Origin of the sequence: Terrihalobacillus insolitus, from assembly GCF_028416575.1 — a bacterium.
Lineage (GTDB): Bacteria > Bacillota > Bacilli > Bacillales > Amphibacillaceae > Terrihalobacillus > Terrihalobacillus insolitus.
The window spans coordinates 42536-68268 of sequence record NZ_JAMQKB010000014.1 but is presented as its reverse complement, the minus strand read 5'-3'; the positions used below and the strand labels follow the sequence as shown (position 1 = coordinate 68268).

Here is a 25733-nt window from a genome sequence, read left to right as displayed (position 1 = left end):
TGATGACTGCTTTTTTTACAAGCGCCTTCGCATACTTTGCCTCTTCTGTTTCCCATACTTCCCATCCAACTACTTTTCTACTAAACAGATCGATAATTAAATAGAGTCGATAGAATAAACCTTTCACAGGTCCACCAAGCCATGTAATATCCCATGTCCATACTTGGTTAGGTTCCGTAGCGAGATGCGTTTCTGGTATTCTTTTCGTCGGCTTTTGACTGCGACCTCGGTGATGTTGCATTTTTTCTTCCCGTAATACACGGTAGTACGTGGATTCGGATGCAAGGTATATGCCTTTGTCCGCCAGTTTCGGGACAATTTGTGTCGGTGGTAAATCAGCGTAGGCAGCTCTGAAGAGTAAAAATTTTTCGTGCTAAAATCAGTCTATAATCCCCTAGTCTAGTTGGGAAAAATGGTATAATTAAGATAGAAAAGCACTATTATATCAACATTTTCAGGGGGATTAATTTTAATATGAATAGAAAAGAAAAAAGGGAACTCGAAAAAGAAGCGAAGTATTTTTTCGAGTTAATGAAAAACAATAAACATTTTTTAAAGATCTTAATAAACTACTGCTTCAGGTCAAAGATCCAAGGAATCAAAGTTATATTACCTACGATACGGATGTTCTCTTGTTAGCACCAATTTTAAAAAATCTGTTTAACATGAAGAGTATGCGAGGCATGACAGAGAGTTTTAACCGGGATGAATGCATTGAAAATGTAAAAAAGGTTTTGGGCAAAAAAACTCTTGTAGAGCTTCCTAATTATGATACAATCAACGATTTTTTATCGGCCCTAGATTCGAAAGAGCTAGAGAAAATCAGAACATACATGATCAAAGAATTGTTAAAGAAAAGATCCCTAGAAAAGTATCGAATAAATGAAAAATATTGGGGTGTCATTATTGATGGCACAGGGCTGTTTAGTTTTGACGAAAAGCATTGTGAACACTGCTTGCGCCGGGAATATAGAGACGAAAATGGTGAAGTGAAGAAAACAGTTTATATGCATCACGTACTAGAAGCAAAATTGGTAGTGGGAGACATGGTTTTAAGCATTGCTTCTGAGTTTATTGAAAACGAATCGGAAGATGTGAAAAAACAGGATTGCGAATTGAAGGCTTTCTACAGGTTGGCAGAGAAACTAAAGAAGATATTCAAGCGATTGCCCATCTGTATACTAGGGGATAGTCTTTACACATGTGAAGGGGTATTCGATATTTGTGAAGAAAACAAATGGAAATACATGCTTCCTCAACTTTCGCAGCTAAAAACCATTTGTAATCCCTTGATATAACTGAGGTCTCCCCAGAAATAATATTAAAAAAACACACAAAAATACATCCCAATTTGGTAAAATATAGTTAGCACAACCATAACCAGAAAGGGATGTATTTATGGCTACTATTTTACCAGATTCTGAATCCAAAAACGAGGCTCATTCTTATATTTCACATTTTTTTAAGAAAAATAAACTAGGGACACTATTAAATCAATCGAACATTCGAAAAGAAGATGGATTTTCTCCAATGTTTCTTCTCCAGTTTATTTTCTCGCTTGTCTTGCATGGCAAGAACCTTTATCGCATCCTTGATTCTGACCGCATACAGGATGCCCCTAAAAAAGATACAGTCCACCGTTTCCTTAGTTTTGTCACAGTGACGCCCCGAAATTTGTCGAAGGTTGAAAGGTGTTAAGAGTAGTAGAATATGATATGAGTATGCTTATAATACCCTCATTACTAGGTGTTGACTAATTTAATCTTACGAAGGCATGATGTAATTATGTCCTCCAGCCATTGATATATAAGATTTTCTGAGTGAAATGAGGATTCTAATGGAGGCTTCTCATAAGTTGATGAAACTTTCGGGGAGCTTCTTTTTTTCACTTTATGGGTGACGTGGAAGTATTGTACATTTTTGAGGTTTGATCATCTGATGGCCAAGTCTGTCCATAGTTTATTCGAGTGTACGCCAGCCTCTGAAAGAAGTAATGTGTATGTCTTAATGAATGTAGTTTAAATTCTCGATTTAAGTCCATAATAGCTAATTACCGTACCATATTATTTTGAACAATCTAGATGGCGATGGTTCACCATACTGTCGTTCTGTTTTGAAAGGAGAAGTTCTAGTAATTACTAACTGACCTCTCAGCTACTTTGTGTTTTTGTAAAGCGTTTCCACGTTTATCACGTCGTCATCCACAACAACCGCTCCAATGCTCCCTAGCTTTTAAACAATCGACAAAATTCGGGTCGTCACTGTGACCATACCTTCAACGGGGGAGTGGTCAATGGAAGCCTATCTCTAGAAAATGATCGTACCATACATCCCTGAGTATATTACGTGCATACAGAATTTATATTTGTTAAAAATATAATGAATGAAAAATAAGGAGGAGTATGAATGAAAATAGGAATTATATTAGGTAGTACCAGGCCTGGTCGGAATTCAGAAGCTGTTGCAAAGTGGATTTATGACCTTGCACAACAACGAAATGATGAAGCGGAATATGAACTGGTTGACATCGCAGATTACAATCTCCCTTTATTGGATGAAGCGATGCCACCTTCAATGGGGCAGTATGCAAATGAACATACGAAAAGATGGGCCGCTAAAATTGATACATTCGATGGATTTATTTTTGTCACTCCGGAGTATAACCATGCGGTAAGTGGTGCATTAAAGAATGCGATTGATTTCCTATATAAAGAGTGGAATAATAAAGCGGCTGGCTTTGTTGGAGTTGGCAGCACTGGTGGAGTACGTGCAGTAGAAAACTTGCGACTCATTATGGGTGAACTACAGGTAGCCGATGTCCGTTCACAAGTAGCCCTATCGCTCTTTACCGATTTTGAAAACTTCAGTGTTTTCAAACCTGGTGACCATCATTTGGATGCAGTTAACAATATGTTTGATCAAGTGATTGCATGGAGCAAAGTTTTAAAGACACTTAGATAAAAGGAACAAAAACCACAGAGGAGCAATTTCCTTTGTGGTTTCTATTTTAATTAATTCCACTATATTCCTTCTTTCCCAATCCATTGTCCTGTATTTTACCATTCCAATTGTAGTATAGTTGTATAGAATGTATATATCCGAGAAATGGCTTATTCGAGGCAAAATAAGTTGTAGTAATAGCACACCCTTCTCTGGTTTGAATTTGTTCTCGATGTGTGCGATTGGTTTGTTATAAGATGTGACGAGTGTCGAGTTTTTCTGAAAATCATGATAAAATAAAACTACACAAAATTGGGAGGAGTATTCAATAAATGGCGCAACAAACGTTCTTGTACAACTCCAAAATAAGTCAAGTCTTAAAAAATATTAATCAAGTAATGGTAGGGAAAGAGGAACCTGCTACCTTAAGCCTCGTTGCTTTATTAGCTGGTGGTCACGTTTTGTTAGAGGATGTTCCAGGTGTCGGGAAGACGATGCTTGTTCGTACGATTGCAAAATCACTAGATTGTGATTTCAAACGGATTCAGTTTACTCCTGACCTTTTACCATCAGATGTGACGGGTGTATCCATTTATAACCCAAAGGAAATGGAATTTGAATTTCGGGCGGGCCCGATATTTGGTAATATTGTCCTTGCTGATGAAATTAATCGGACTTCTCCAAAAACCCAATCTTCATTGCTAGAAGGAATGGAGGAAATGAGTGTCACGGTCGATGGTGCGACGATCCCTTTAAAACAACCGTTTTTTGTAATGGCAACACAAAATCCGATTGAATATGAAGGGACATATCCATTGCCAGAAGCCCAATTGGATCGATTTTTATTAAAGCTTAAAATGGGTTATCCAAATGCCAACGATGAAATAAAAATGCTAGACAAAACGTCGAAGCAGCATCCGATTCAAAGCATTGACGCGGTAATGACCAAGGAAGAACTTATTGGGGTTCAAGAGCAAGTGAAAGAAGTGTACATCGAACAAAACGTGAAGCGTTATATTGTAGACCTAGTTACTTCCACGAGAAGCCATCCACTTATTTATTTAGGAGTAAGCCCGCGTGGATCCATCGCAATGATGAAGGCTGCAAAAGCATATGCATTTATTCATGATCGTGATTATGTTTTACCAGATGATGTGAAATTTTTAGCTCCTTATGTTCTTTCTCACCGTATCATCCTTACCTCAGAGGCAAACTTTGAAGGAGCAACGAATGATTCCATTATCCGCGAAATAGTCGACAAATTATCGATACCAGTAAGAAAGGATTTCCGTTAATGAAAGGTAGAATTAAATTCACCTTTACATTACTTTATGTTCTCCTTTTGTTTTTTGTCTTATTCGCATATGCGATGTTTCAAGGTGGCTTTGTAAGTTGGTTTTTATTTTACAGCTTTGTACCTGTTCAATTCTATATGATTCTCCTTTTGTTTTATCCAATCTCCAGGTGGAAGATAGAAAGAAAGCTTTCGAAACGAGTGATCCAGGCAGGAGATAGTGTTCGTGTTGATATTTTTATAAATAGAAAGGTTCCATTCCCTATCTATTACTGCATTATGGAGGAAGTAGTACCTGCCTCACTTCATCGCAAGGATACACATATAGATAAATTCAAGCATATGGATCGTCCTGATGCATTACTCGAGCAAAGAATCGTTAAAAAGATTGCTTTTCCGTGGTTCAGTCGGACAATCAAATTCCACTATTCCTTAAGTCAAATCCCCCGTGGAGAGCATCATTTTCACGCAATAAAGGTAAAAACGGGGGACTTTTTTGGATTTATTAAAAAGGAACATCAATTTGATCTTACCAATCACGTGCTGGCCTATCCATTTAAGCGTGAGATAAAATTGAAAGATAAAGTAAGTAGCTTTGAGGAAGGGGTCACGTCTTCTTTTCAAACACATGCAAGAACGACGAATGTCGTATCAGGTGTGAGGGAATACGCACCCGGGGACCGTTTTTCTTTGATTGATTGGAAAACGACTGCTAGAAAAAATGCGGTCATGACTAAGGAATACGAACAAGAGAAAAGTACGGATGTTTTGTTTGTGTTGGATTCTGTTTTTTACCATGGTTTGAATCCATTATCGTATGAGGCCAGTGTTGAATTAGCCACGTCGATATTTGGTGCATTAAAAACGTCTACAACACAGCTTGCATTTATGTCAATTGGGAGTAAAAAGGCGTTTTTCCCATACCATCAAGATCCAGCAAAACATGGGGCGGTTAACCGGTTTTTGGCAACGGTTCGACCAGGCAAGGCCACTGCTTTTCCTGAACAACTGGAAACCGAAATGCAGAAGCTGTCTGATGGATTCGTTATGATCATTGTGTTAACCAATTTCAATGAAAAAGTAACACAAACGGTCAAACGATTAAGGTTAAAAAGTAAAAGAGTCATACTGTTTTTCGTTAAACCAGCTTCTACTATAACCGAAGTAGATAAACGAATGATGCAAGAGCTTTCCTTAGGCGGTGTGATCGTAAATTTGATTACCGAGGAGCAGCTAATGAAGCGGAAATTTGAGGTGAACACGTAATGGGGAAGATGTTTAATCAACCATATCATGTCTACCATATGCTTGTATATTTATGTGGATTTATTTTATTTACGGAGTGGCTAAGACCATTAGCAGAGATTACGGATACGAGTAACATTCCGTTGTTTGTTCTGTTCGCTGGATTTTGCTTCTTTGTTTCAATGCTAAATCTTTCGTGGTGGCTTTCTGTACCATTAAAACTTGTCGGACTTGTATATATTTTAGACGGATTGTTTATCCAAGAAGCACTATTTAGTAAAGAATGGTTTCTACTCATTTATCAACACTTGATATACAATCTTGACATAATTACGAGCCAGCAATGGGGCGACATGACGCCCATGTTTCGCAGTTTCTTATTTTTAATTCTGCTATGGTTGATGAGTTATCTATTACATTATTGGTTTGTTGTGGCGAAACGTGTATTTTTGTTCGTTCTATTAACATTCGTTTATTTAACTGTGCTAGATACATTCACAACTTATGATGGAGATGCGGCTATTGTGCGAACGTTTGTTGTGTCCCTTTTGGCTATGGGGATTTCTACCTTTATTAAAGAAATGGATCATGAAACACTTTCTTTGAATTGGATAAAAAGGTCTCCAGCATGGGTATTGCCGCTCGTGGCCATGATCTTATTTTCCAGTGTTGTTGGTTATGCCGCACCAAAGCTTGCCCCACAATGGCCTGACCCTGTCCCATTTATAAAAAGTACTGCGGAAAACGCAGGGAGCGGTGGGGTAGGAGGATCCGTAACGCAAAAAATAGGTTATGGCGAGGATGACTCAAGGCTTGGTGGTTCTCTCCAACAGGATACAACCCCAGTCTTTCAGGCGGTTACGAAAGAGGAGCAATATTGGAGAATTGAGACGAAGGATATATATACAGGGAAAGGCTGGAAACAATCCAGAAGAGAGAATTTACAAGGATTGCAAAATGGTAGAATTCCACTTGAAACGTTTTCTGAAAACGTTGAGACCGAGAAGTCAGAGGCGGTCATTGGTTTTGAACCAGAATCCTTTTTTTATAAGCTTGTCTATCCTTATGGAATAGAAAGTGTACAAGGATCAAACGATGTTGAAATGTTATTCGATGCTACTTCGGAAGCCGTTTCGATACAGGGCGATCAGCAAAGTGGTTTATACAATTACAGATTAACGTTTGAAAATCCGACATTTTCAATTGATCAGTTGTTAGAAGCAAACGGTCCAGATCCTGAGCCAATTAGAAATCAATATTTGCAACTTCCAGAATCTCTGCCGCAAAGGGTGAAGGAGCTTACCATGCAAGTGGTGAAGGATGAGGATACAAGGTATGAAAAAGCAAAGGCAGTCGAACAGTATTTCAATCAAAACGGATTTGAATATTCGCTTGAAGGAGTTCCATTTCCATCAGCTGACCAGGACTACGTTGATCAATTTCTATTTGAGACAAAAATTGGTTATTGCAACAATTATTCTACTTCAATGGCTATAATGCTAAGGTCAATTGGTATTCCGACAAGATGGGTGAAAGGTTTTACAAGTGGGGAGAAAGTGCAAGAAGCAAGCGGGGATAGGAATGTATACCAAATCACGAACGCAAATGCCCATTCCTGGGTGGAAGTATACTTCCCTAATGTAGGGTGGGTTCCGTTCGAGCCTACGCAAGGCTTTTCGAACCCGATGGAATTTGTTGAGAATTCGAATCCAGGAGAGGATGATGAAACAACAAGTCCAGAGGCGGAACCGACGCTTGGTAATCAGGACACTCCAGAAAAACCAAATCAAGGATTAGAGATGGAGGATACAGGTAGCAAAGAAACTGAGAGTCAATCGTCTAATTTCCTTAAAAACTGGTGGCTATGGGTACTTGTAGGTGTTATTCTATTCAGTTTAGTACTTGGTATTTATTTAAAACGATACAATTTAATGTCTGCTTTTTTATTGAAAAAGTATCAAAAGCAGAAAGGTTTTACTTCTTTCCAGGATGCGTATCACTACTTGTTAAAGGTATTAGATCATAAAGGATTAAAACGCAGGGAAGAACAGACGTTGAGAGAGTTTGCCACAGACGTTGATCGACGGTTTCTAACAAATGAAATGAGCAGATTAACATATCATTATGAGCGTACTATTTATAGTAAGGGAAATGATGACAAAGAGCGTCATATGCTTATGCAATTGTGGCAAAATTTAATCAAGCATGCATTGTCTTGACCTTCTGCTAATCTGGTTGATAGAATAAAAACTATTCATATAGACCTTTTCCTTCATATATACCTGATAATAAGGGTCAGGAGTCTCTACCAAAGTACCGTAAATACTTTGACTATGAAGGTGGAAATCGGATGAAAACGATTGGATTTCTGCCTTCTTTTTGACGGTAGAAATCCATTTTTTGTATTTTCGTAATTTATAAATCGAGTCGATTGGCTCTTAAGAAAATAGTTATTTTGGTCTTTACATGAAAGTTTTTAAAATTTTAATACATGCTTTGTTTATAAAATCCAATGATATTACTAGATTTGGGAGATGATGATATGGAACAGAATGAGATGATCCTTGTACTAGACTTTGGCAGCCAATATAATCAATTAATTACGAGAAGAATAAGGGAGTTTGGCGTCTATAGTGAACTTCATTCCCACCAGTTAACGGTTGATGAAATCACAGAAATGAATCCAAAGGGAATTATTTTATCGGGCGGTCCGCATAGTGTGTATGATGAAAACAGCTTTCGTTGCGATCAGGCCATTTTTGATCTAGGTATTCCGATCCTAGGCATTTGTTATGGCATGCAGCTAATGACGCAACATTTTGGAGGAAACGTTAGAAGGGCTCTGGATCGGGAATATGGTAAGGCAGAAATTCAAGTAACCAATGGTTCGGTATTGTTTGAGGGTACACCGGAGTCACAGGTTGTCTGGATGAGTCATGGTGATAAGATTATGGAACCACCTAATGGTTTTCATATTGATGCAACAAGCTCGTCTACCCCTATTGCTTCCATAAGTCATCCTGAAAAACGAATGTATGGTGTTCAGTTTCATCCTGAGGTAAGGCATACCGAATTTGGAAATCCACTATTAAAGCAGTTTGTGTTTGATATTTGCCAATGTGATGGTAATTGGACGATGGAGAACTTCATCGATATAGAAGTAGAAAAAATTCGCTCTAAAGTGGGCGATAAAAAAGTTCTTTGTGCCCTTAGTGGTGGTGTTGATTCATCTGTTGTCGCTGTTCTAATGCACAAGGCGATTGGGGACCAGTTAACGTGTATTTTTGTAGATCATGGATTACTTCGCAAAAATGAAGCAGATATGGTAATGGAAACATTCCGTGATGAGTTCCAGATAAACATTGTAAAAGTAAATGCAAAGGATCGCTTCCTCGGAAAACTAAAAGGTGTATCCGATCCAGAACAAAAGCGGAAAATCATTGGAAATGAATTTATCTATGTTTTTGATGATGAGGCGGACAAGCTGCAGGGAATTGAGTTTCTCGCACAAGGGACACTTTATACGGATATCGTCGAAAGTGGAACGGAAACAGCTCAAACAATAAAGTCACACCACAATGTTGGTGGTCTTCCAGAAAACATGCAATTTGAGTTGATCGAACCGTTGAATACACTATTTAAAGACGAGGTAAGAATGTTAGGTGTGGAGCTTGGAATACCTGAAGAAATGGTTTGGAGGCAGCCGTTCCCAGGCCCAGGGCTTGCTATCCGTGTGCTTGGTGAGGTAACCGAAGAGAAATTAGAAATCGTTCGGGAATCAGATGCGATCCTAAGAGAAGAAATTAAGACTGCTGGCTTGGATAGAGATATTTGGCAGTATTTTACGGTATTACCGAATATCCGAAGTGTCGGTGTGATGGGTGATGCGCGTACCTATGACTACACGATCGGCATTCGCGCGGTTACGTCGATCGACGGGATGACATCTGATTGGGCGCGTATTCCTTGGGACGTATTAGAAAAGGTATCTACTAGACTTGTAAATGAAGTAGAGAGAATTAATCGCGTTGTTTACGATGTAACAAGTAAGCCACCTGCAACGATTGAATGGGAATAGTTTCATGCGGATGGTGAAAGGTACCAAATGATAAGTGGTGCATCTCACAACGGGCTGATCCGGTGTTAGATACAGGACGTGTCAGACATTAGCTAGGCTTCGTTGACTTATTGAACACGCATTTAAAGTGTATGTTCCATCTAGAACACACATTTAACGAACATTTATATTAATTTATAAAAAAATATTCGTTTTTTACTTGACTAGTGCTTTGGTCACTAGTATGATAAGAATGTACTTTATAGGATTATTAAATTGAATAAAAACCGTCGTATAATTTTGGGGATAAGGCCCATAAGTTTCTACCAGACTACCGTAAATGGTCTGACTACGCTGGTGAATTGCAATAGCGATTATTTGGATTGCAATTTTCAGTATAGTTGTCTGGTAGCACTCTAGGCCTTTGGCCCAGAGTGCTTTTCTTTGCGACGAAAATAGGGGAGGAATCATCAAATGAAAAAGTTTTTCAAATTTGAAGAACTTGGAACAAATTACCGTACAGAGTTTACTGCAGGGTTAACAACGTTTTTAGCGATGGCATACATTTTATTTGTCAATCCAATTACGTTGGCGGCTGATGGAGCAACTGGAATGCCTGCAGGCGCTGTGTTTACTGCTACTGCACTTGCTGCCGCGGTTGGTACTCTGATTATGGGGCTGCTTGCGAAATATCCGGTTGCACTTGCTCCTGGAATGGGATTAAACGCATTTTTCTCCTATACTGTTGTGTTAGGTTGGGGAATTCCTTGGGAAACGGCTTTAGCGGGTGTGTTAGCTTCTGGACTTATTTTTATCATTTTGACGTTAACTGGTATTCGTGAAACCATTATAAATGCTATTCCAGCAAACTTAAAAATGGCTGTTGGTGCTGGGATTGGGTTGTTTATCGCTTTTATTGGTTTTCAGAACTCTGGAATTATCGTTGGAAACGATGCGACATTAGTAGGTTTAGGTGATCTTTCGGCGGGACCGACGCTACTGGCTATATTTGGGATTTTTGTTACCGTTATTCTTCTTGCTTTAGACATTAAAGGTGGCGTGTTTTATGGAATGATTGTAACAGTAATCGCTGGAATAATTGCTGGGTTGATTCAACCTCCATCAGGGTTAAATGATATTGTGGGCAGTGTTCCAAGTCTTGGGCCTACTTTTGGTCAAGCGTTTGTTCACTTTGGAGATATCTTTACGGGTCAAATGCTCGTTGTTATTCTTACTTTTCTATTTGTAGATTTCTTTGACACGGCTGGCACGTTAGTGGCTGTTGCATCAAAAGCAGGTTTAATGAGAGACAATAAGCTTCCGCGTGCAGGCAAGGCGCTTTTTTCTGATTCTGCAGCAACTGTTGTCGGTGCGGCTTTAGGTACCTCGACAACGACATCATATGTTGAATCTACTACAGGGGTTAGTGCAGGGGGACGTTCTGGGTTTACTGCAGTAGTTACGGCTGGGTTGTTCATTCTTGCGTTGTTCTTCTCACCACTTCTAGGAATGGTTACTTCTGAGGTTACTGCGCCGGCGCTCATCATTGTCGGTGTATTGATGTGTACTACTCTAAAAGAAATTGAATGGGATAAATTTGAGATTGCTGTTCCTGCTTTTTTAACGATTATTACAATGCCATTAGCGTACAGTATAGCTACGGGGATTGCGATAGGATTTGTTTTTTATCCAGTTACGATGGTTGTCAAAGGCAAGGCGAAAGAAATTAACCCTATTATGTGGCTGCTTTTTGTTATATTTATTTTATATTTTCTCTTCTTAATTTAAAGAGGTTGACGAATGAAGCAGGTAAACTTATAATATGTTTCAAGAAAAGATGAAGGCATTGATGGGGATCAGTATATTTGGTATATGTGTATAAGAGAGTGGAGCCCATAGGCTGAAAGGCTCTGCCACCACTAACAGATAGAACCTACCCCCTGAGCTGCTAGCGAAATCTAGCCGTCCCCCCCCTCGTTACGGGCTGAAAGAAGGCGGCTTATTACAGTTAAGCTGCAAAAAAGGTGGTACCGCGGATACAACTCTTCCGTCCTTTGGTAAAGAAGGATGGAGGAGTTTTTATTTTGTCGTTAAAGTCATGTGGGTTATCGTACTATAACCATAAAAAGAGGAGGAGCGAGGTGGCAAAACAGAGAATTGTTGTAAAAATTGGGAGTAGCTCATTAACGAATTCAGACGGTAGCCTTTGTACGGAAAAGATCAAGGAACACGTTACAGCTATTTCTAAACTGACAAAGCAGGGGGATGAGGTGATTCTCATATCCTCTGGCGCGGTTGCTGCAGGGTTTCCTGTTTTAGGCTATCGAACAAGACCTGTTACACTTGCTGGTAAACAAGCGGCAGCAGCAGTTGGGCAGGGACTCCTCATGCAAAAGTACTACGAATATTTTCAGTTGGAAGGAATTGTAACTGCACAACTTTTACTTACACGGCAAAATTTCTCACAACAGGATCAATACAATAATGCGTACTCAACATTAACTGAACTTTTAAAGCGTGGCGTATTACCGATTATTAATGAAAATGACTCCATCGCAGTGGACGAATTAACTTTCGGTGATAACGATATGCTTTCCGCTTTAGTAAGTGGGCTTACCCATGCTGATTTTCTTATTATTCTAACGGATATTAATGGACTGTATGATGGAATCCCACATAAACATTCACAAGCAAAAAAATATACTTTTTTACCAGAAATCACGGATGATCTTTTAGCTATTGCTGGAAAAGCGGGCTCGAAGGTAGGGACAGGTGGGATGCGTTCAAAGCTTGAAGCTGTCAAAACAGCCCTTTCCATTGGAGTTCAAGCTTTTATTGGAAAGGGAGAAGGAACAAACAAGTTACTTGATATTGCTTCAGGAAAAGGGGATGGCACATATATTGGCTATTCCATTAATGCTTCGGTAAAGAATAAAAAGCAATGGATTGGGATCCACTCGAATGTTGCAGGTCGAATTGTAATTGATGCAGGTGCTGAGTGTGCAGTCTTAATCAATGGAAAAAGCCTATTGCCATCTGGTGTTAAGGCGTTAAGTGGGACATTTGAAAGTGGCGATGTAGTTGAAGTTTGGAGTGAAAAAGGAGATCTGATTGGAAAAGGACAAATTAATTTCACAGCGGAAGAACTTGCTTTGATTAAAGGCTATTCTAACCAAGAGGCGAAAGTCAAAACAAAGCGTGATCGTGCAGAAGTTATTCATCGCAACAATTGGGTAACGTTAACAAAGGAGAGAATGTTAAAATGAGTGAGTTAGTTGAGAAAGCACAGAGAGCTAGTGAACTAGCAACAAGGCTTGCGGTATGTACAACGGAACAAAAGAATGACGCCCTAAAGCTAATAGCTGCACAACTACTAGAGGAGACAGCATTTATTTTAACTGAGAACAAAAAGGATTTAGCCGCAGGGAGAGCCAACGGGATTGGTGATCATCTACTTGACCGTTTAAGGCTAACAGAAGAGCGCATGAAGGACATGGCAGAAGGGCTTCACCAAGTAGCGGATCTACCTGATCCGGTGGGGGAAATACTTGAAGGCTGGGAACGTCCCAATGGTCTGCAAATTGAAAAAATCAGGGTACCACTTGGGGTCATCGGGATGATTTACGAAGCAAGACCAAACGTTACGGTAGATGCGTCTAGCCTTTGTTTGAAAACAGGTAACACATCTTTGCTACGAGGAAGTTCATCTGCGCTCCATTCCAACAAAGCAATTATAGATGTTATTCACCGTGCGCTTGAAATAAGCGAATTACCAACGGACTCTGTTCAATTATTGGAGGATACAAGTAGAGAAACTGTAACCAAAATGCTCCAACTTAATGAGTGTTTGGACGTCATCATTCCTCGTGGTGGAGCGGAATTAATTAAAACGGTCGTTAAAAATGCAACTGTACCTGTGCTTGAAACTGGTGTTGGAAACTGCCATATTTATATTGACGATCATGCAGATCATAAGATGGCGGTAGAAATTGCGGTAAATGCCAAAACACAACGCCCGTCCGTATGTAACTCAACTGAAACGATTCTCATTCATAAAGATTGGGCTAACAAACACTTTGGTGCGTTGGTTCAAGCGTTGAAGGAAAAGAATGTTGAAATTAGAGCGAATGAAAAAGCGAGACAATTAGATCACAGTTTACTTCCTGCATCAAAAGAAGATTGGAAAACAGAATATCTGGATTTAATTGTCGCAATTCGAGTGGTTGATCGTTTAGAAGAAGCAATAAACCATATTCAAACATATGGATCGAAACACTCTGAAGCAATTATTACAGAAAACGAAGAGAATGTGGCTGCATTTTTTAAACAAGTGGATGCTGCTGCACTTTACCACAACGCTTCTACTCGCTTTACAGATGGATTTGAATTTGGGTTTGGCGCAGAGATTGGCATTAGTACACAGAAACTGCACGCACGAGGTCCAATGGGGTTACCTGCCCTAACATCCATGAAGTATATCATCCGTGGAACAGGGCAGATAAAATAGATAAAGAGGATGGGGGTAATGAACCGCTACTCCTCATCCTCTAAATTACGAATTTCCAAGCGGTTTTTATTTTTTTTATTTGTAACAAGTCGGTGCAGGTGAATCACAAGTAACCCGTGACCATAAGTAGCGTTAATTTTGTCGTCACGAACAGGAAAAGGAAGGTCCATTTTTCTTTCAAAGGAGCCTTGCAATATTTCCTCGGTTACGATGTGTCCTCCAACATGATCGATGTTAATGACACCTTTTAATTCAAGAGTGGCATGATCCACATATACATGAACATTGTCTAAATCATTTAACCCTGGGATGTTGACTATACAAAATAGCTCATTTTCCTTTTGATAGATATTCATCTGAGGGATGGTTGGCTTCATTATCCCTTCAAATTCATTCCAAAAACGATCGCCAAAAAAGTGATCTAAATTTTTCTTCCAGTCTCCCATGTTACGAAATGGATCCATTTTTATCATGCTCCTTTCCTAATTTGCGCTGATTACCTGGCAGTAGTAAACTAGCTAACATATAGATGGAATTTCTTTTAGTCCTTCTACTTGGTTAAAATAGTGTATGTAAGAGTGTTAACCTGGGTGAAACTCCTATTACTTTTACAGTTCACACTTAATGGTCGTACAGAAGAAATTTGTGGGGGGATTGAATTGCTGGATAATACGGTTGTCATGATTACGATAATCCTGCTTGTGAACGTTACATATGTTGCATTTAATACAATTCGAATGATTTTAACATTGAAAGGAAGACGCTATACTGCTGCAGTTGTAAGTGTCTTTGAAATAACGGTCTATATACTTGGACTGGGGTTAGTGTTAGATAATTTAAACGAAATTGAGAACATTGTAGCGTATGCGCTTGGCTTTGGCATTGGGGTCGTGGTTGGATCGAAAATAGAGGAAAAATTGGCGCTTGGGTATATAACGGTCAATGTTATATCGTCTGATCCGAACATCGAATTTACTAGGAAACTTCGGGATAAAGGGTATGGTGTGACAAGTTGGTTTGCATACGGAATGGAAGGCGATCGACTAGCCATGCAAATTCTAACACCTAGAAAATATGAACTTCTTTTATATGATACAATCCGTGAATTAGACCCTAAGGCATTTATTATTGCATATGAACCGAAACAAATACATGGTGGCTTCTGGGTGAAACAGGTAAGAAGGGGACGTATTAAAAGTGGCAAAAAGGCAAAAGAAGCAGTCCAATCGCAACCAGGACAACAAGGTGAGTAACAAAAAAAGATTTGTATTACAGGCTAACGAAACGATTGATCAGTGTTTGGACAGAATAGAAAAAGAGGGATATCGTCCCGTCCGTAAAATGGAGGAACCAATTTTTAAAGAAATAGATGAAAATGGAGAAAAAACAGTTACGCCGATCGGCAAAAGCATCATTTTTGATACTATTCGCAACTAAAATACGAACATTAATTTAATTAAATATTCTATTGTTCGAAAAATGCGTTGACATTGAAAACGAATCCTTGTTATCATGTAAATAGACAAAAGGAAAAATAGATATACCTCATATAATTTCGGGAATATGGCCCGATCGTTTCTACCCATTACCGTAAATGATGGACTATGAGGGAGGATGAACGTATTCCGTTAAAGACTACGGGATACGTATGTGAACTGGACGATTTTTAGCCCATTCATCTTCTCTTATGGGGAGAAAATGAATGGGCTTTTGTGTGTTAACAAGTAAAAGAGGTTGTTTAAAAAGGGGGACATTTAGCATGATTGGCATTATTATGGGAAGCATATCGGATTGGGATACAATGAAACATGCTTGCGACCTATTAGATCAATTGGAAATCTCTTATGAAAAGGAAGTCATTTCTGCTCACCGTACACCAGACGACATGTTTGCTTATGCAGAATCTGCTAGAGATAGAGGGTTGAAAGTAATCATTGCAGGGGCAGGCGGAGCGGCACACCTACCAGGCATGATTGCGTCAAAAACAACATTGCCTGTTATTGGTGTTCCTGTACAATCGAAATTAGATGGAATTGACTCGCTTTTATCGATTGTGCAAATGCCCAGCGGCGTTCCAGTTGCAACGGTTGCAATCGGAAAAGCAGGAGCTCAAAATGCAGGACTTTTATCAGCACAAATACTTGGCACATGGGATAAGGATGTAGCACAAAAATTAGAACGATATAAACGAGAATTAACAGAAAAAGTGGGAGAAATGAGGGAGCAACTTGCAACCAAATAACATTTTACCTGGACAAACAATTGGCATCTTAGGCGGGGGTCAGCTTGGTAGAATGATGGCAACGGCCGCAAAGCATATGGGATATCGGATTGCTGTGCTTGATCCAACCCCTGATTGCCCAGCAGCCCAGATTGCAGATCATCATGTTGAAGCACCCTATCACGATAGGAATGGAATTCAACTGCTCGCCGATTTAAGTGACGTTATTACCTATGAATTTGAAAATGTTGACGTTGCAGCAGCACACTTATTGGAAAAACAAAACGTATTGCCCCAAGGCTACAGATTATTAGAGATCACACAGGATCGGGAAAATGAAAAAAAGAGCATGGTAGCTAACGGTTTACCTGTTGCTCCCTTTTCCATCGTTCACAATGAGAAAGAGCTGCATGAGGCGATCACCAAGATAGAGTATCCAGCAGTAGTGAAAACGTGTCGAGGTGGATATGACGGAAAAGGACAAATGAAGCTAGAATCCGAGGATGATTTGTTAGAAGCTATTGTTTTTGTTGAAAAGCATGGAAGATGTGTGCTTGAAAAATGGTTAAGCTTTGACAAGGAAGTATCGGTCGTATTTACGAGATCTCATTCAGGTGATATTACTTTTTTTCCACTTGCAGAAAACGCACACAAAGATCACATATTACACACAACAATCGCTCCTGCTCGTGTATCCGCACAGGTGAAAGAAAAGGTGTTAGCTGCAGCGAGAGCGATTGCCGATGGAATAGATGTAATTGGTACGTTTGCAATTGAAATGTTTGTTCATGGGGAAGATATATATATGAACGAAATGGCGCCACGGCCACACAATTCAGGACATTTTACGATTGAATGCTGTAATGTATCACAGTTTGAACAGCACATAAGAGCGATTTGCGGTCTTCCTTTAATCGAAATCCACTCCCATGGGGCTGCATGTATGGTCAATCTATTAGGAGAAGATGTGGAAGACTATTTAGCAAGGATCCAAGCATCCACAAGTGGACATATTCATGTATACGGAAAAAAAGAGATCAAGCCAAAAAGAAAAATGGGTCATGTCACGTTTATCGGTGCATCTATAGCAGATATTCAACGGGACAAACAAATTTTTTCTTGAAGAGGATGTTGAACACGCACTTGAACACGCACTAAGATACTAGGAGGATAATCATGATCGAACGTTATACACGAGAAGAGATGGGGGCCATTTGGACAGAAGACAATCGTTTTCAGGCATGGCTAGAGGTTGAACTATTAGCATGTGAAGCGTGGAGTGAGCTGGGGATTATTCCAAAGGAGGACGTTCATAAACTTCGTGAACACGCAACTTTTGACGTCAATCGAATTCATCAGATTGAGCAAGATACAAGGCATGATGTTGTTGCCTTCACTCGAGCTGTTTCCGAGACACTTGGGGAAGAGAAAAAGTGGGTTCACTACGGACTTACCTCAACCGACGTTGTGGACACTGCTTTATCCTACCTGCTCAAACAAGCGAACACGATTATTCGTAATGATATTCAACGATTCATTGACATATTAGCAACAAAGGCAAAGGAACATCAACACACAGTCATGATGGGTAGAACACATGGTGTCCATGCTGAGCCGACAACATTTGGTCTGAAATTAGCACTTTGGTATGAGGAAATGAAGCGTAATCTAGAAAGATTTGACGCAGCAGCCAACACGATTGAAACGGGTAAACTTTCTGGAGCTGTCGGAACATATGCGAACATAGACCCGTTTGTGGAGCGTTATGTATGTGAAAAATTGGGCTTATCAGCTGCACCAGTCTCCACTCAAACACTACAGCGTGACCGTCATGCTCAATATGTTGGGACACTTGCATTAATCGCAAGCTCGATCGAAAAATTTGCAACCGAAATCCGTGGATTACAAAAGACAGAAACGAGAGAAGTGGAAGAATTTTTCGCTAAAGGTCAAAAAGGTTCGTCAGCGATGCCGCATAAACGAAACCCGATTGGCTCCGAAAATATGACTGGAATAGCACGGGTGGTCCGTGGCCATATGGTAACGGCCTATGAAAATGTCTCTCTTTGGCACGAGCGTGATATTTCTCATTCTTCAGCAGAACGAATTATTTTACCAGATTCAACGATTGCATTGAACTACATGCTCAATCGATTCGCAAATATCGTGAAGAATTTAACGGTTTTCCCTGAAAATATGAAGCGCAACATCGATAAGACGCACGGCGTTATTTTTTCTCAGCGTGTCCTTCTTTCCTTAATTGATCAAGGGATGAGTAGAGAAGAAGCGTATGATCTTGTCCAACCAAATGCAATGAAGGCATGGGAAAATGGCGTTCCGTTTCGTGAACGAATCGAAGCAGAAGAAAAGATCACAACGGTATTATCCGCCGATCAAATCGCAGACTGCTTTGACTACACGTACCATTTAAAAAACGTCGACCAGATTTTTGACAAAATTGGACTTTCATAAGTGTACGTATTGGAATTGCTTGTGGTCTTGTGATGGCGGCGATTTAGTATCTTATTATCCAAATGGAATGAAAGGGCGGAGGACATGAAGGGGAATCTTCTCTATGAGGGTAAGGCTAAACAAGTTTTCAACGTTGTCGGCGAGGAAGAAAAGCTGATTCTATCTTATAAAAATGATGCGACAGCTTTTAACGGCAAAAAAAAGGAAAGTTTTGTGGGGAAAGGGAGATACAATAACCTCATATCGGCGAAAATTTTTAATTATTTACATGAAAAGGGAATCCCAACCCATTTTGAAAAGGGATTGAATGAAACAGAACAGCTTGTGAAAAAAACGACGATCATTCCTTTGGAGGTTGTCGTACGAAGGATTGCGGCAGGAAGTATTACGAGAAGACTTCCAATAAAAGAAAAAACACCATTTATACCGCCTCTTGTAGAGCTCTTCTTTAAAGATGATGTGCTTGATGATCCATTAGTAAATGATGATCATGCACTCCTGCTCACCGACGTAACAAAAGAAGAGCTACAGATGATAAAGGAAACCGCCGTCGCAATTGGGGAGCACCTCGCTGATTTCTTTTACTTGGTGAATCTCTCGCTCGTTGATTTCAAGCTTGAATTTGGTAGAACAGTAGATGGTCAAATCGTTCTCTCTGATGAAATTTCCCCCGATACATGTAGACTTTGGGATGTAGATACAGGAGAAAAAATGGATAAAGATGTATTTCGTGAGGATTTGGGCGATCTGATGGACGTGTACAACAAAATTTTGGCACGACTGGAGGAAATTTAGAATGAAGAAAATAAATTTATATATTACGTTAAAACAAGGTGTGCTGGATCCTCAAGGGAAAGCGGTTCAGGAATCGTTGCATACACTAGGCTACACTGCTGTTAAACAAGCACGGGTTGGGAAATACATGGAATTAATCGTGGAAGACGATGCCAATGTTGAACAACAAATAGAAGAAATGTGCACCAAATTATTAGCAAATCCAGTAATTGAAGATTACACGTATATCGTGGAGGAGGGCATCGTCCAGTGAAATTTGCCGTAGTCGTTTTTCCAGGGTCAAATTGTGATCGGGATATGTACTATGCAGTTAAAGATGCTTTAGGGGAGGAAGCGGACTTCGTATGGTATCAAGACGCAAATTTAGCAAACTATGATGCGATACTATTGCCTGGTGGATTTTCTTATGGAGACTATTTGCGGTCTGGTGCGATTGCATCTACATCCCATATTATGGATCAAATAAAGACTGAAGCAAGTAACGGTACGCCAATTTTAGGGGTGTGCAATGGTTTTCAAGTTCTTCTTGAAGCACAACTACTCCCAGGCGCGATGCTTCGAAATGAGCGGTTAAAATTCATGTGTCACCAAGAGGGCCTCATTGTACAGAATAATCAAACATTATTTACTTCTGAATATGCGGCACTCGAAACAATTACACTGCCGATTGCTCATGGCGAAGGGAACTATTTTTGTGATGATACCACCTATCAGCAGCTACAATCAAACAACCAAATTGTTTTCACATATGAGAATAATCCGAATGGCTCGATCGGGGATATCGCTGGAATTGTCAATAAGGATGGAAATGTATTGGGAATGATGCCTCACCCAGAACGGGCAAGCGATGCAATACTCGGCAGTGACGACGGAATCAAACTGTTTCAATCTATTGTAAACAATTGGAGGGAAACCTATGTTGCAGGCGCTTGACATCTCACCTGAAACAATCGAACAGGAAAAGGTATACCGTGAAATGGGCTTAACGGATAGTGAATATACCTATATTACGAAAGTATTAGGAAGAAAACCAAATTTCACGGAAACAGGGATTTTTTCAGTTATGTGGTCAGAGCATTGTAGCTATAAAACGTCAAAACCGTTGCTGAAAAAGTTTCCGACAAAAGCTCCTCACGTGCTCCAAGGACCTGGGGAAGGTGCAGGTGTTATCGATATAGGGGACGGGCAAGCGGTCGTTTTTAAAATAGAAAGTCATAATCATCCTTCAGCTGTTGAACCGTACCAAGGTGCAGCTACTGGAGTTGGTGGAATCATTCGAGACGTTTTTTCGATGGGGGCACGTCCGATTGCATTGTTAAACTCCCTGCGTTTCGGCAATCTAACATCTAGTAGAGTGAAATATTTATTTGAAGGGATTGTCGATGGTATTGCAGGGTATGGCAATTGTGTAGGGGTTCCGACTGTTGGTGGAGAAATCCAATTTGACGCATGTTACGATGGGAATCCACTCGTAAATGCGATGTGTGTGGGACTGATTGATCAAAAGGATATAAAAAAAGGTATTGCAGAAGGTGTGGGCAACACAGTCATCTATGCTGGCGCACCTACCGGAAGAGACGGGATTCATGGGGCTACTTTTGCCTCAGAAGACCTTTCCGAGGATACAGATAGCAAACGTCCTTCCGTACAAGTAGGGGATCCATTTATGGAAAAACTGTTGATTGAAGCGTGTTTAGAAGTGATCCATTCTGAGGCGCTTGTTGGTATGCAGGACATGGGTGCAGCAGGCTTAACCTCTTCTGCAAGTGAAATGGCTAGCAAAGCAGGGACAGGGCTTGAGCTTAATTTGGATTTGGTTCCACAACGTGAGTTAGACATGACACCATATGAACTAATGCTCTCCGAATCGCAGGAAAGAATGCTTTTAGTCGTTAAGAAGGGTCAGGAACAAGAAATTATCCAAGTGTTTGAAAAGTATGGTCTCCAGGCTGTTGCTGTAGGTCGAGTTACAGAAGACAAAGCATTTCGCTTACTGCATAATGGGCAGGTTGTAGCCGATGTTCCTGTAGATTCCTTGGCAGAGGACGCGCCTGTCTACCATAAACCATCCAATGTACCGGAGTATTTTGATCATTTTCAAAATATGGATCAGTACGAACCTAATGTGGACAATGCCTCAGAAGTTCTAAAAGCTTTGCTACAGCAACCGACGATCGCGAGCAAAGAATGGGTGTATGACCAGTATGATTCAATGGTTCAAGCGAATACGGTTGTGACACCTGGATCCGATGCTGCTGTTATACGTGTCCGTGGCACGGATAAGGCACTTGCTATGACAACAGATTGTAATTCCAGATATATGTATTTAGATCCAGAAACGGGTGGAAAGATAGCTGTTGCTGAAGCTGCGAGAAATATTGTGTGTTCTGGAGGAAAGCCGCTAGCATTAACAGACGGACTTAATTTTGGCAATCCAGATAAACCAGAGAACTTTTGGCAAATGGAAAAAAGTGTTGATGGTATGTGCGCGGCGTCTCGACAACTCGATACACCTGTGATTAGTGGAAATGTATCCTTATACAATGAATCAAGTGGGAAGGCGATCTTTCCGACACCAATAGTAGGCATGGTTGGATTAATAGAGTCACTTGCTCACATCACTCCATCCTTTTTTCAAGAAGCCGGGGATGCCATCTACGTGATCGGTGAAGCAAGTGTAGAATTTGGAGGCAGCGAACTGCAAAGTATGCTAGAAGGGGAGTATTTTGGCAAAGCACCTTCAATTGATCTAGATGTGGAAGCAAGACGTCAACAACAGTTGCTTCATGCTATACAACAGGGGATCATTGCTTCTGCACACGACATTTCAGAAGGTGGTTTGGCTGTTGCATTGGCAGAAAGTCTGTTTGATAAAGAATTTGGCTGTAATGTAGCAGTAACGAATGATCTAACTGTTCAGCTTTTTAGTGAATCACAATCTCGCTTTCTCGTATCCGTAAAGCAACAGGATAGAGTAACATTTGAACAAATGGTAGAGGACGTTTTCTATTTAGGCAACGTGACGATAGATGGAAACTACCAAATCACCTCCGAAGATAAAATAGTGATAAAGGAGCCGACACAAGACTTAAAAGGATTGTGGAAAGGAGCGATTCCATGCTTGCTGAAATAAAAGGGCTAAATGAAGAATGTGGCGTGTTCGCGATATGGGGTCATGAAAAGGCAGCAGAGGTTACGTATTATGGACTTCATGCGCTACAGCATCGCGGACAAGAAGGTGCTGGAATCGTTACAAGTGATAAGGAAATGCTCCACCTCCATAAAGGGAATGGATTAATAAACGATGTCTTTCAACAGAACGAATTCTCTCGCTTGAAAGGCTCGGCCGCTGTAGGGCATGCCCGCTATGCAACACAAGGAGGTGGTGGGTATGAAAATGTCCAACCACTGTTATTTCGTTCACAAAAAGGAAGCATGGCATTAGCACATAATGGAAATTTGGTTAATGCGTATGCGTTAAAACATCAACTAGAGGCACAGGGCAGCATTTTACAAACGACATCGGATACCGAGGTGCTTGCCCATTTAATAAAACGAAGTGGACACCTTGAGATGGACGAAGCTATATCTCAAGCATTAAGTATGATCAAAGGCGCTTATGCTTTTACGATTTTAACCGAAAACCAATTATTCGTTGCATTGGATCCTAGGGGGTTACGCCCACTTTCTCTCGGCAAATTAGGCAATGCTTACGTGATTTCATCTGAAACGTGTGCGTTTGATATAACGGGTGCCACCTATTTACGGGAAATTAAACCAGGTGAACTCCTGATTATTGATGATAATGGCTTAACATCTCGGCAATTTGCTTCCCCACTTAAACGGACACTTTGTTCGATGGAATATGTGTACTTTTCACGTCCAGACAGTAATTTGGATGGAGTAAATGTCCATGCTTCTCGTAAAAAAATGGGAAAGGAACTATTCAAAGAAGCACCTGTCGAAGCAGATGTCGTTACAGGGGTACCAGATTCAAGTATATCGGCAGCAATAGGTTATTCAGAAGCTTCCGGTATCCCATATGAATTAGGATTAATTAAAAACCGTTATGTCGGAAGAACCTTTATTCAGCCTTCACAGGAACTAAGGGAACAAGGGGTAAAGATGAAACTGTCCGCAGTTCGGGGGATTGTAGAAGGAAAGCGTGTCGTCATGGTAGATGATTCGATCGTTAGAGGAACAACGAGTAAACGTATTGTTCGTCTGCTTAAAGAAGCTGGGGCAAAAGAGGTGCATGTTCGTATTGCTTCCCCGCCAATCGAGAATCCTTGTTATTACGGCATTGATACATCTACAAAAGGCGAATTAATCGCTTCAAATAACACAATTGAATCGATTCGAGAATTGATTCAAGCGGATAGTCTTGCATATCTTTCCGCGGATGGCCTGGAACATTCCATTGTCGATCAACCCGATACGTTAGAGCATGGTGTTTGTCAGGCATGCTTTACAGGAAACTACCCTACTGAGATTTATCCGGAAACGTTGAACCCGGCAAACAAGGCGTAAGAACAAAAGCGTGGGGGCGCTGGAGCTAACGAAAAAGGAGCGGTTATATGAGTGACATATACAAACAAGCTGGTGTCGATGTCCATGCTGGCTATCGTGCCGTAGATTTAATGAAAAAGCATATCCAAAAAACGAACCGCCCTGAGGTGATTGGCGGGGTTGGTGCATTTGCGGGATTGTTTGATCTCTCAGCTTTTTCCTATGAAGAACCAGTATTAGTATCAGGAACGGATGGAGTTGGTACAAAGCTGAAATTAGCAATTGACCTGCAATGTCACGATACAGTTGGACAAGATCTTGTTGCAATGTGTGTAAATGATATTATCGCACAAGGAGCAGATCCTCTTTTTTTTCTTGATTACATTGCTTGTGGAAAAAATGTACCAGAACAGATTGAACAAATTGTAAAGGGAATTGCCGACGGTTGTGCACAGGCTGGTTGTGCGTTAATTGGCGGCGAGACAGCAGAAATGCCCGGCATGTATAAAGTGGAAGATTATGATTTGGCGGGGTTTGTTGTTGGAATTGCCGACAAGAAAAAATTGATAACTGGGGATTCGGTCGTTACTGGTGATGTCATCATCGGGCTTGCCTCTGGTGGTTTACATTCAAACGGGTTTTCTTTAGTTAGGAAGATTGCTGAGGAACATCAGCTTGAATGGACAAAAACGTACGAGCCATTAGATTGTTCCCTCGGAGAAGCATTGCTAACTCCGACAAAAATTTATGCCTCATCCGTAAAGCATGTGAAGAGCCATATGGAAATAAAGGGGATTTCTCATATAACAGGTGGTGGGTTTTATGAAAATATCCCACGTGCATTACCAGAACATTTAGGTGTAAAAGTGAAAAAAGACAGCTGGGAAATCCCTGCTATTTATACTGTGCTAGCAGAACGTGCCAACCTTTCTTTTGACGAAATGCTTGGTGTATTTAACATGGGAATTGGGATGGTATTCGTCGTTTCACCTGAGGATGCGGATCAGTGCTTAGAACTTCTTCAACAAATAGGTGAAAAAGCATCGGTAATAGGAGAAGTCGTCGATCGTAATGGGGTGGAGCTGACAGATGACTAAAACGAAGATCGCTGTCTTTGCTTCAGGTACGGGAAGTAACTTTGAATCGATTGCAAACGAAATCAAGGCAGGAACGATGGACTGTGAAATTTCGATGTTAGTTTGTGATAACCCCGAAGCGAAAGTTATTGCAAAAGCTACCACATTCGAGATCCCGACCTTTGTTTTTAATCCAAAGGGTTATACGAATAAAGAATTATATGAGACAGAAATAGTAGAAGTATTGGAACAGGCTGAAGTGGAATGGATTGTTTTAGCTGGATACATGCGCCTGATCGGTCCTACTTTACTGACGGAGTATAACGGACGAATACTCAATATCCATCCATCCTTACTCCCGGCTTTTCCAGGGAAAGATGCTATTGGTCAAGCGTTAGACGCAGGTGTTAAAGTAAGTGGTGTTACGATCCATTACGTGGACGAGGGCATGGACACAGGTGAAATTATTGCTCAAGAGTCACTCGTATTGGAAGATGGAGAAGATAGGGAGTCACTACAGGAACGGATCCAGCAAATGGAACATCGATTATATCCAATTGTACTTCAAGAGGTTGTTCAAAGTTTCGTCAACAAAGAAGGGAAGGACATACAATGAC

General features: G+C 40.5%; 22 protein-coding genes, 1 pseudogene, 3 riboswitches and 1 other annotated feature. Of the genes and pseudogenes, 21 read left to right on the top strand and 2 right to left on the bottom strand.

Going from position 1 to position 25733, the window contains the following annotated elements; translation table 11 throughout:
- Window positions 1-343, bottom strand: a pseudogene (locus tag NC797_RS13045) (DDE-type integrase/transposase/recombinase); the annotation flags it as partial.
- A 289-nt stretch (window positions 344-632) separates the two neighbouring features.
- On the opposite strand from NC797_RS13045, the gene NC797_RS13040 reads away from it, so the two are divergent.
- From NC797_RS13040 to NC797_RS13000, 9 genes are all read left to right on the top strand, one after another.
- On the top strand, window positions 633-1298 hold the full coding sequence (locus tag NC797_RS13040) for a hypothetical protein (protein ID WP_272437230.1): 666 nt from the start codon (window positions 633-635) through the stop codon (window positions 1296-1298).
- Between the two features lie 1108 nt (window positions 1299-2406).
- Window positions 2407-2961, top strand: coding sequence for an NADPH-dependent FMN reductase (locus tag NC797_RS13035; protein WP_272437229.1), 555 nt, complete (start codon window positions 2407-2409; stop codon window positions 2959-2961).
- A 311-nt stretch (window positions 2962-3272) separates the two neighbouring features.
- Window positions 3273-4235 (top strand): AAA family ATPase, encoded by a 963-nt coding sequence (locus tag NC797_RS13030; protein ID WP_272437228.1) that lies wholly within the window; start codon window positions 3273-3275, stop codon window positions 4233-4235.
- On the top strand, window positions 4235-5500 hold the full coding sequence (locus NC797_RS13025; protein WP_272437227.1) for a DUF58 domain-containing protein: 1266 nt from the start codon (window positions 4235-4237) through the stop codon (window positions 5498-5500). The genes NC797_RS13030 and NC797_RS13025 overlap by 1 nt, the downstream gene beginning before the upstream one ends.
- On the top strand, window positions 5500-7698 hold the full coding sequence (locus NC797_RS13020; protein ID WP_272437226.1) for a transglutaminase TgpA family protein: 2199 nt from the start codon (window positions 5500-5502) through the stop codon (window positions 7696-7698). Before NC797_RS13025 ends, NC797_RS13020 begins: the two co-directional genes overlap by 1 nt.
- A 33-nt stretch (window positions 7699-7731) precedes the next feature.
- A riboswitch (purine riboswitch) is annotated at window positions 7732-7833 on the top strand.
- A 188-nt stretch (window positions 7834-8021) separates the two neighbouring features.
- Window positions 8022-9557: a glutamine-hydrolyzing GMP synthase gene (gene guaA / locus NC797_RS13015; RefSeq protein WP_272437225.1), complete on the top strand. Its 1536-nt coding sequence runs from the start codon at window positions 8022-8024 to the stop codon at window positions 9555-9557.
- Between the two features lie 249 nt (window positions 9558-9806).
- A riboswitch (purine riboswitch) is annotated at window positions 9807-9908 on the top strand.
- A gap of 102 nt (window positions 9909-10010) precedes the next feature.
- On the top strand, window positions 10011-11324 hold the full coding sequence (locus NC797_RS13010) for an NCS2 family permease (RefSeq protein WP_272437224.1): 1314 nt from the start codon (window positions 10011-10013) through the stop codon (window positions 11322-11324).
- Window positions 11325-11373: 49 nt separating this feature from the next.
- Window positions 11374-11594 (top strand) — a binding site (T-box leader).
- Between the two features lie 83 nt (window positions 11595-11677).
- Complete coding sequence (gene proB, locus NC797_RS13005) at window positions 11678-12802, top strand: glutamate 5-kinase (RefSeq protein ID WP_272437223.1); 1125 nt, start codon at window positions 11678-11680, stop codon at window positions 12800-12802.
- On the top strand, window positions 12799-14043 hold the full coding sequence (locus NC797_RS13000) for a glutamate-5-semialdehyde dehydrogenase (RefSeq protein WP_272437222.1): 1245 nt from the start codon (window positions 12799-12801) through the stop codon (window positions 14041-14043). Before proB ends, NC797_RS13000 begins: the two co-directional genes overlap by 4 nt.
- Before the next feature lie 26 nt (window positions 14044-14069).
- On the opposite strand, the gene NC797_RS12995 is transcribed toward NC797_RS13000, so the two are convergent.
- Window positions 14070-14507 carry an Hsp20/alpha crystallin family protein gene (locus NC797_RS12995; RefSeq protein WP_272437221.1) on the bottom strand — a complete coding sequence of 146 codons (438 nt, stop codon included), beginning with the start codon at window positions 14505-14507 and terminating at the stop codon, window positions 14070-14072.
- A 195-nt stretch (window positions 14508-14702) separates the two neighbouring features.
- Between NC797_RS12995 and NC797_RS12990 the strand changes: the two genes are divergently transcribed.
- The 12 genes from NC797_RS12990 (at window position 14703) to purN (ending at window position 25732) form a co-directional block, all read left to right on the top strand.
- Entirely contained in the window at window positions 14703-15296 is a 594-nt protein-coding gene (locus NC797_RS12990; protein ID WP_272437235.1) for a DUF2179 domain-containing protein, read from the top strand.
- On the top strand, window positions 15289-15480 hold the full coding sequence (locus tag NC797_RS12985; protein ID WP_272437220.1) for an NETI motif-containing protein: 192 nt from the start codon (window positions 15289-15291) through the stop codon (window positions 15478-15480). Before NC797_RS12990 ends, NC797_RS12985 begins: the two co-directional genes overlap by 8 nt.
- Before the next feature lie 88 nt (window positions 15481-15568).
- A riboswitch (purine riboswitch) is annotated at window positions 15569-15668 on the top strand.
- A 134-nt stretch (window positions 15669-15802) separates the two neighbouring features.
- Window positions 15803-16285, top strand: a complete 483-nt coding sequence (purE, locus tag NC797_RS12980) for a 5-(carboxyamino)imidazole ribonucleotide mutase (RefSeq protein WP_272437219.1) — start codon at window positions 15803-15805, stop codon at window positions 16283-16285.
- Entirely contained in the window at window positions 16272-17387 is a 1116-nt protein-coding gene (gene purK, locus NC797_RS12975; protein WP_272437218.1) for a 5-(carboxyamino)imidazole ribonucleotide synthase, read from the top strand. Before purE ends, purK begins: the two co-directional genes overlap by 14 nt.
- A 53-nt stretch (window positions 17388-17440) precedes the next feature.
- Window positions 17441-18736 carry an adenylosuccinate lyase gene (gene purB, locus NC797_RS12970; RefSeq protein WP_272437217.1) on the top strand — a complete coding sequence of 432 codons (1296 nt, stop codon included), beginning with the start codon at window positions 17441-17443 and terminating at the stop codon, window positions 18734-18736.
- Between the two features lie 84 nt (window positions 18737-18820).
- Window positions 18821-19531: a phosphoribosylaminoimidazolesuccinocarboxamide synthase gene (purC, locus tag NC797_RS12965; RefSeq protein WP_272437216.1), complete on the top strand. Its 711-nt coding sequence runs from the start codon at window positions 18821-18823 to the stop codon at window positions 19529-19531.
- Window position 19532: 1 nt separating this feature from the next.
- Window positions 19533-19784, top strand: a complete 252-nt coding sequence (purS, locus tag NC797_RS12960) for a phosphoribosylformylglycinamidine synthase subunit PurS (protein ID WP_272437215.1) — start codon at window positions 19533-19535, stop codon at window positions 19782-19784.
- Entirely contained in the window at window positions 19781-20464 is a 684-nt protein-coding gene (gene purQ, locus NC797_RS12955) for a phosphoribosylformylglycinamidine synthase subunit PurQ (protein ID WP_272437214.1), read from the top strand. The genes purS and purQ overlap by 4 nt, the downstream gene beginning before the upstream one ends.
- Window positions 20448-22664, top strand: coding sequence for a phosphoribosylformylglycinamidine synthase subunit PurL (gene purL, locus NC797_RS12950; protein WP_272437213.1), 2217 nt, complete (start codon window positions 20448-20450; stop codon window positions 22662-22664). Before purQ ends, purL begins: the two co-directional genes overlap by 17 nt.
- Window positions 22649-24061, top strand: a complete 1413-nt coding sequence (gene purF / locus NC797_RS12945; protein WP_272437212.1) for an amidophosphoribosyltransferase — start codon at window positions 22649-22651, stop codon at window positions 24059-24061. Before purL ends, purF begins: the two co-directional genes overlap by 16 nt.
- 47 nt (window positions 24062-24108) lie before the next feature.
- The gene (purM, locus tag NC797_RS12940; protein WP_272437211.1) at window positions 24109-25137 is read left to right on the top strand and encodes a phosphoribosylformylglycinamidine cyclo-ligase; all 1029 of its coding nucleotides are present in this window, start codon (window positions 24109-24111) and stop codon (window positions 25135-25137) included.
- Complete coding sequence (gene purN / locus NC797_RS12935; RefSeq protein WP_272437210.1) at window positions 25130-25732, top strand: phosphoribosylglycinamide formyltransferase; 603 nt, start codon at window positions 25130-25132, stop codon at window positions 25730-25732. The genes purM and purN overlap by 8 nt, the downstream gene beginning before the upstream one ends.
- Window position 25733: the final 1 nt, after the last annotated feature.

Excerpts from the sequence above, each read along its gene's own strand:
- NC797_RS13035 (WP_272437229.1), top strand. The coding sequence starts at position 2,407 with ATGAAAATAGGAATTATATTAGGTAGTACCAGGCCTGGTCGGAATTCA.
- NC797_RS13030 (WP_272437228.1), top strand. The coding sequence starts at position 3,273 with ATGGCGCAACAAACGTTCTTGTACAACTCCAAAATAAGTCAAGTCTTA.
- NC797_RS13025 (WP_272437227.1), top strand. The coding sequence starts at position 4,235 with ATGAAAGGTAGAATTAAATTCACCTTTACATTACTTTATGTTCTCCTT.
- NC797_RS13020 (WP_272437226.1), top strand. The coding sequence starts at position 5,500 with ATGGGGAAGATGTTTAATCAACCATATCATGTCTACCATATGCTTGTA.
- guaA (WP_272437225.1), top strand. The coding sequence starts at position 8,022 with ATGGAACAGAATGAGATGATCCTTGTACTAGACTTTGGCAGCCAATAT.
- NC797_RS13010 (WP_272437224.1), top strand. The coding sequence starts at position 10,011 with ATGAAAAAGTTTTTCAAATTTGAAGAACTTGGAACAAATTACCGTACA.
- NC797_RS13000 (WP_272437222.1), top strand. The coding sequence starts at position 12,799 with ATGAGTGAGTTAGTTGAGAAAGCACAGAGAGCTAGTGAACTAGCAACA.
- NC797_RS12995 (WP_272437221.1), bottom strand. The coding sequence starts at position 14,507 with ATGGATCCATTTCGTAACATGGGAGACTGGAAGAAAAATTTAGATCAC.
- purE (WP_272437219.1), top strand. The coding sequence starts at position 15,803 with ATGATTGGCATTATTATGGGAAGCATATCGGATTGGGATACAATGAAA.
- purB (WP_272437217.1), top strand. The coding sequence starts at position 17,441 with ATGATCGAACGTTATACACGAGAAGAGATGGGGGCCATTTGGACAGAA.
- purC (WP_272437216.1), top strand. The coding sequence starts at position 18,821 with ATGAAGGGGAATCTTCTCTATGAGGGTAAGGCTAAACAAGTTTTCAAC.
- purS (WP_272437215.1), top strand. The coding sequence starts at position 19,533 with ATGAAGAAAATAAATTTATATATTACGTTAAAACAAGGTGTGCTGGAT.
- purL (WP_272437213.1), top strand. The coding sequence starts at position 20,448 with ATGTTGCAGGCGCTTGACATCTCACCTGAAACAATCGAACAGGAAAAG.
- purF (WP_272437212.1), top strand. The coding sequence starts at position 22,649 with ATGCTTGCTGAAATAAAAGGGCTAAATGAAGAATGTGGCGTGTTCGCG.
- purM (WP_272437211.1), top strand. The coding sequence starts at position 24,109 with ATGAGTGACATATACAAACAAGCTGGTGTCGATGTCCATGCTGGCTAT.
- purN (WP_272437210.1), top strand. The coding sequence starts at position 25,130 with ATGACTAAAACGAAGATCGCTGTCTTTGCTTCAGGTACGGGAAGTAAC.